The sequence below is a fragment of the Pseudomonas sp. 05N434 genome (genome assembly GCF_056396965.1).
Genome location: NZ_JBFTMK010000390.1, coordinates 1 through 5,618 on the forward strand (window position 1 = coordinate 1; position 5,618 = coordinate 5,618).

Genomic DNA, 5,618 nt, shown 5'->3' on the forward strand with positions numbered 1-5,618 from the left:
GGGTCACGCCGTTCTTGAACAGCTCTTCCATCAGCGTGCCAAGGATCATGGCGTCGGTGATGTCGGAGACGAAGAATTCATCGAAACAGATCACTCGCGTCTCGTCGGAAAAGCGCTTGGCGATGATCGTCAGCGGGTTTTTCTCGCCGCCCAGAGTCTTCATCTCTTCGTGCACGCGCTTCATGAAGCGGTGGAAGTGAGTACGGGTCTTTTCCTTGAACGGCAGCGCTTCAAAGAAGGTGTCGACCAGGTAAGTCTTGCCGCGACCCACGCCGCCCCAGAAGTACAGGCCCTTGACCGGCGCCTGGTCCTTCTTGCCAAACAGTTTGCCGAGCAGGCCCGGTTTGTTCTGCGAGGCCGCGACCAGATCGTCGTACAGGCGCTGCAAATGACGCACTGCCGTTTCCTGCGCAGCATCGTGGAAGAATTCCGGGCGTTTCAGATCAGCTTGGTATCGTTCTAGGGGCGTCATAATTCGTTAGCAAGGCAACAAAAACGGGCCGTCACTGTAGCGACGGCCCATGGGAATGGCAATCGGCCCTTGGTCGGACCGAACCGTTGTTTATTCCTGAACCGGTGTCAGTGCAACCCGCAATGCGCCGATGGCAGCATCGCGAGCAGCACTGTCGGCGAAGGCCGGGCTGTCGGCCACGCACTCGCCTTCCAGCCAGACGCTGAAGTTCAGGTCTTCACTGCGCACGTCCAATGGCTGGCCGGATTGCAGTTGTTTGGTCACCTGACCTGCGGTTTTGCCATCGGCGAAGTGGCGCGACAGCAGCAGCTGCTCGCCATCGGCCGCCAGCAGACGGAAGCGGAAACTGCCATCGTCTTCACGGAAGCTGACGAAGCGCGCGGCTTTCGCGGCTTTCTTCTTGGTGGTGGCAGCGACTTGAGTCTGGGCGACGAAAGAACGCAGGCCGACCGCTTCACGCAACTCGTTGAGGAACGGCGTGGCCACTGCACGGGCCTTTTTGGCGCCGAGCTGCAGGATGTCTTCCAGGTCTGCCGGGCGGCCGATCAACTGGTGATAACGATCGCGGGACTCGCCCAACTCGTTGTCCAGCAACTGGAACAGGCGATTCTTCGCCTCGCCCCAACCCAGGCCCTGGAGCAATTCGCTGCGGAACTCGTCGGCTTGTGCCGGTGTAGCGAAAGCCTGGAACAAGGTGAACAGGTGCGAATTGTCCGGATCTTTGGCTTCGCCCGGGGCACGGGAGTCGGTCACGATCCGCGAAATCGCGTCTTTCATCTCTTTGGCGCTGCTGAACAACGGAATGGTGTTGTCGTAGCTCTTCGACATCTTGCGACCGTCGAGGCCTGGCAGCGTGGCGACGCTTTCCTCGATCAGCGCTTCGGGCATGGTGAAGAACTCCTTGCCCTGGCCGAACAAGTGGTTGAAGCGCTGGCCGATGTCACGGGCCATTTCCACGTGCTGGATCTGGTCACGACCGACCGGCACCTTGTGGGCGTTGAACATCAGGATGTCCGCGGCCATCAGCACCGGGTAGCTGTACAGGCCCATGGTGATGCCCGCATCCGGGTCTTCGCCATTCTCGACGTTCTTGTCCACCGACGCCTTGTAGGCGTGGGCACGGTTGAGCAAGCCCTTGGCGGCCACGCAGGTCAGCAGCCAGGTCAGCTCCGGGATTTCCGGGATGTCGGACTGGCGATAGAACGTCACCCGGTCCACGTCCAGGCCACCGGCCAGCCAGGTCGCGGCGATTTCCAGACGCGAGCGCTGGATGCGCAGCGGGTCATCGCATTTGATCAGGGCGTGGTAGTCGGCCAGGAAGTAGAACGAATCGGCATTGCTATCGCGGCTGGCAAGAATCGCCGGGCGGATAGCCCCCGCGTAATTGCCCAGGTGCGGCGTGCCGGTGGTGGTGATGCCGGTGAGGATACGGGTACGAGTCGTCATGGGTAATCGCTTGTCAGACTGCAATCAATTCGAAAGACGCGGCAGGATCAGATCCTTGAGATCGGTCAGCTTGCCATGAAAAAAGTGTCCGCATTCTGCCACTTTCAGCAGCTCATGGGGGCGATCGAGTGCGTCGGACCAATCGTAAACGAGTTGCGGATCGATCACTTCGTCGGTTTCCGGCTGGATCACGGTCAATGTACCTTGGTGCGGCAGTTGATCCTGATCGCCCAGACGCATGACCGCAGGCGCGACCATGAACAGATGCTTGATCTGCTCACCCTTGGCCTCCAGGCGTCCGCCGAGACTGGCTGCAACAAAACCGCCGAAGGAGAAACCGAACAGGGTCAAAGGTAATTCAGGATGTTTGGCCCGCAGCCACTCGGCCGCTGCCTGGGCATCGTCGACTTCGCCGGAGCCCATGTCGTGCGAGCCTTCACTGGCACCGACGCCACGGTAGTTGAAACGCAAGGTAATCAAACCGGCATCGCGCGCGGTGCGCTGCAGGGTCGAGACGACTTTGTTGAGCATCGTGCCGCCCTGCACCGGGTTCGGATGGCAGATCAGCGCCAGGCCGCGGGGCTGCTCATTGTCCGGGCTCATGTTTTCCAGATACAGGGCTTCCAACTGACCCACCGGGCCATCAATCACTACAGGGGTTTCGCGCATAAGCAAGGAAGGAACTCCGTGACCTCGAATCGGGTCGACTCGTCTAGCAAATTGTCTGTGCCAATCTATTGCGAGTGAATCGCGGTATACAGCGCAGGTTCGAGCCGTTAACGTAAAGCAAAGCCGTTTATAGAGGAAGGACTCGTGGAACACTCGCTCTTAGTTTGGTTGTTGCCGACTCTTGCCCTGGTTGTGGGTGTCGCCATTGGATTCCTGATCGCTCGCCTGGTGCCGAATGCCGCTCCGAGCAGCACGCAACGTCAGCTGGATGATATTCAGGAACGTTTTGACAAGTATCAGAACGAAGTGGTCACCCACTTCAACAGCACTGCATCCCTGGTCAAGAAACTGACTCAGAGCTATCAGGAAGTGCAGGATCATCTCGCCGAGGGTGCCAACCGTCTGGCCCTGGACGAGCAGACTCGCCAACGCTTGCTGGCTGCCCTGCACGCTGACGCGGTGCAGGCTCCACGGGAACGCCTGACGCCACCGCGCGATCAGGAACCGCCTCGCGATTACGCTCCCAAAGCCCCGAACGCGCCGGGCATGCTCGATGAGCATTACGGCCTGAAGAAGTAATCAGGTTTCGCGCGACACAAAAAGCCCTCGGACGAGTGATTGTCCGAGGGCTTTTTTATTCTGAATTTTTCATCGCCTGAACAAGCGACACAAAAAAATGCCCGATCCTTTAAGGATCGGGCATTTTCATTTCAGGGAGAGGTCAGCCTCTCATGGGTACTGCTGGACAGTGCCTTGCTGTTGCTGGCCGCCGTATTGCTGGCCCGGAATCGCCTTCAGGTTGACCTCGACGCGGCGGTTCTGTGCCCGGCCATTGGCATCACCGTTGCTGGCAATCGGGTTATCCGGCCCGGCACCACGTGCCGACAGATTGGCGCCGCTGACACCCTGTGAGGTCAGGTAAGTCGCCACGCTCTGGGCGCGACGCTGGGACAGGTCCATGTTGTGCTGGCGGCTGCCGGTGCTGTCGGTGTAGCCGACGATCTCGATCTGGTTCTGGTTGAACTCCTTGAGCGAGCCCGCCAGGTTGTTCAGCGGCTGGTAGAAGCTTGAGGCAATGTTCGCCGAATCGGTGGCGAACGTGATGTTGCCCGGCATGATCAGCTTGATCTGATCGCCCTGGCGCTGCACCTCAACCCCGGTGTTGGCCATGCTGGCGCGCAGCTTTTTCTCTTGCTGGTCGGCGTAGTAACCGTAACCGGCAGCAGAAGCACCCACCACGGCGGCGCCAATCAGCGCGCCCTTGCCACGGTTATCGTGACTGATGGCAGCACCGGCCAGCGCACCGGCCAGGGCGCCGAGGCCACCGTATTTGGCGGTATTGCTCATGCCCGTGGAGCTGCCATCGGCCTGACCCTGGTTGTCATAAGGGTTCGGCGATGCACAACCGGACAACAGAGCCACTGCAGTAGCGACAACGATCAAACGACGCGAGGTGAACATGGAGGAGCTCCTACTTTTTTTGCATTCTGTGGTGCAACGGACTTAAGCAATGAACCTTTGCGGGTGTTGGATCATTGGCAATGACAAAAATTCCGTCAGAGCCCTTCAAGCTCTTACAAAGGGGTTACCGCGCATTTCATCGCCCAGACAGGTGTCCGGGCCATGCCCGGACACCACGGTTGCCTCTTCGTCGAGGGAATACAACCGCTGCTTGATCGATCGCACGAGTGTTGCCTGATCACCACCCCACAAATCCGTGCGCCCTACCCCACGCTTGAACAGCGTGTCACCGGCAATCAGCAGCTTAGCCTCTGAAAACCAAAAGCTCATGGAACCCGGCGTATGACCCGGCGTGTGCAACGCCACGCCACACCCGCACGCCAACTCTTCATCATCGGCCAACCAGCGATCCGGCGATGGCACCGGGGTGTAAGGCACACCGAACATCTGGCACTGCATCTCCAGGTTGTCCCAGAGAAATTGATCTTCTTTATGCAGGTGCAGGGTCGCGCCGGTTTTCTCCTTCAACTGACCGGAGGCGAGGAAGTGATCGAGGTGTGCGTGGGTGTGAATGATGCTGACCACCTTCAGGCCCAGGGCGTCGAGCCGCGCCAGGATCAGCTCGTGATTGCCGCCTGGGTCGACGACGATGGCTTTTTTAGTGATGGGGTCGCCGATGATTGTGCAGTTGCACTGCAAAGGGCCGACGGGGAAGGTTTCGCGGATGAGGGTGGGGGTCGGAGCGTTCACGGGAGGCCCTGATACTCTGGTGCAAAATCGCGTCCTTGTAGCGGCCACATACAGGACGGTCGCAGCCTTCTCAGGATATTTAGAATGTCGTCTCCTCTTGGTTACATTTTAACAAAGCCATCTGTTCTAACCGGTAACCAACAAGTCGACAGCCTGATCTATGGCACCTCCTGGCTGAGCCCTGACTTCGGCGCAGACATCTTCGCGACAAGGCTGACCTATAGTTTCGTCACCCCCGGCCAATCGTATTTCTCTGCCAAATACAGCTTAAAAAATGAATTCCTGAACAGCTTCGCTCTGACATCGGCTCAACAAAACGCCGTGACCGGTGCGCTTGGCGCCTGGAGCGCCGTGGCTAACGTCAAGTTCACTCTGGTCAGTGACAACATCAACACTGTGGGCGACTTGCGATTCGGCGGCTATTGGGACATGGACGACGACGCCGCTGCCTGGGCCTACTTCCCCGACCGGACACCGCTGGCCGGAGATGTATGGATCAGCCCGGATACGAACAACCCTGCCCCCGTCAAAGGCACTTACGACTTCATGACGTTCGTGCATGAAATCGGTCATGCCCTGGGCCTCAAACATCCATTCGAGTCGAGCCAATCCAACAGTACGCTGATCTCGCCTCTGCTCGATGATACGCATTACACGATCATGAGCTACAACAATGCGTACTCCTATCAGCCGACGACACCGATGCTGCTGGATATTCTCGCTATCCAGAAAATTTACGGCGCCAACATGCTTTGGCAAACCGGTGACAACGTCTATCGCTGGGCACCCGACCAATCAGTATTCGAAACCATCTGGGATG

The 5,618-nt window shown here is 58.7% G+C and carries 7 protein-coding genes; 2 read left to right on the plus strand and 5 right to left on the minus strand.

Annotated features, from left to right (window positions below; all coding sequences use genetic code 11):
• The 3 genes from zapE to AC1DLB_RS21455 all read right to left on the minus strand — a co-directional run.
• Positions 1-472, minus strand: a 472-nt coding sequence (gene zapE / locus AC1DLB_RS21445; protein ID WP_477785598.1) for a cell division protein ZapE, incomplete at its 3' end; no start/stop codon positions are given.
• A gap of 90 nt (positions 473-562) precedes the next feature.
• Positions 563-1,918: a tryptophan--tRNA ligase gene (locus AC1DLB_RS21450; protein WP_064616198.1), complete on the minus strand. Its 1,356-nt coding sequence runs from the start codon at positions 1,916-1,918 to the stop codon at positions 563-565.
• 24 nt (positions 1,919-1,942) lie between these two features.
• Positions 1,943-2,587: an alpha/beta hydrolase gene (locus tag AC1DLB_RS21455; protein WP_086946161.1), complete on the minus strand. Its 645-nt coding sequence runs from the start codon at positions 2,585-2,587 to the stop codon at positions 1,943-1,945.
• Between the two features lie 144 nt (positions 2,588-2,731).
• Here AC1DLB_RS21455 and AC1DLB_RS21460 point away from each other — a divergent pair, with 144 nt between their 5' ends.
• Positions 2,732-3,166 (plus strand): Z-ring associated ZapG family protein, encoded by a 435-nt coding sequence (locus tag AC1DLB_RS21460; RefSeq protein WP_018930114.1) that lies wholly within the window; start codon positions 2,732-2,734, stop codon positions 3,164-3,166.
• Positions 3,167-3,316: 150 nt separating this feature from the next.
• Here AC1DLB_RS21460 and AC1DLB_RS21465 read toward each other — a convergent pair whose 3' ends face one another.
• Positions 3,317-4,048, minus strand: coding sequence for a YiaD family glycine zipper/OmpA-like lipoprotein (locus tag AC1DLB_RS21465; RefSeq protein WP_064616197.1), 732 nt, complete (start codon positions 4,046-4,048; stop codon positions 3,317-3,319).
• A gap of 105 nt (positions 4,049-4,153) precedes the next feature.
• The gene (locus AC1DLB_RS21470; protein ID WP_477745585.1) at positions 4,154-4,798 is read right to left on the minus strand and encodes an MBL fold metallo-hydrolase; all 645 of its coding nucleotides are present in this window, start codon (positions 4,796-4,798) and stop codon (positions 4,154-4,156) included.
• 84 nt (positions 4,799-4,882) lie between these two features.
• On the opposite strand from AC1DLB_RS21470, the gene AC1DLB_RS21475 reads away from it, so the two are divergent.
• Positions 4,883-5,618, plus strand: a 736-nt coding sequence (locus tag AC1DLB_RS21475; protein ID WP_477785599.1) for a matrixin family metalloprotease, incomplete at its 3' end; no start/stop codon positions are given.

Bases quoted from the DNA above. Each gene is read 5' to 3' on its own strand.
- AC1DLB_RS21455 (WP_086946161.1), bottom strand. From the start codon at position 2,587: ATGCGCGAAACCCCTGTAGTGATTGATGGCCCGGTGGGTCAGTTGGAA.
- AC1DLB_RS21465 (WP_064616197.1), bottom strand. From the start codon at position 4,048: ATGTTCACCTCGCGTCGTTTGATCGTTGTCGCTACTGCAGTGGCTCTG.
- AC1DLB_RS21450 (WP_064616198.1), bottom strand. From the start codon at position 1,918: ATGACGACTCGTACCCGTATCCTCACCGGCATCACCACCACCGGCACG.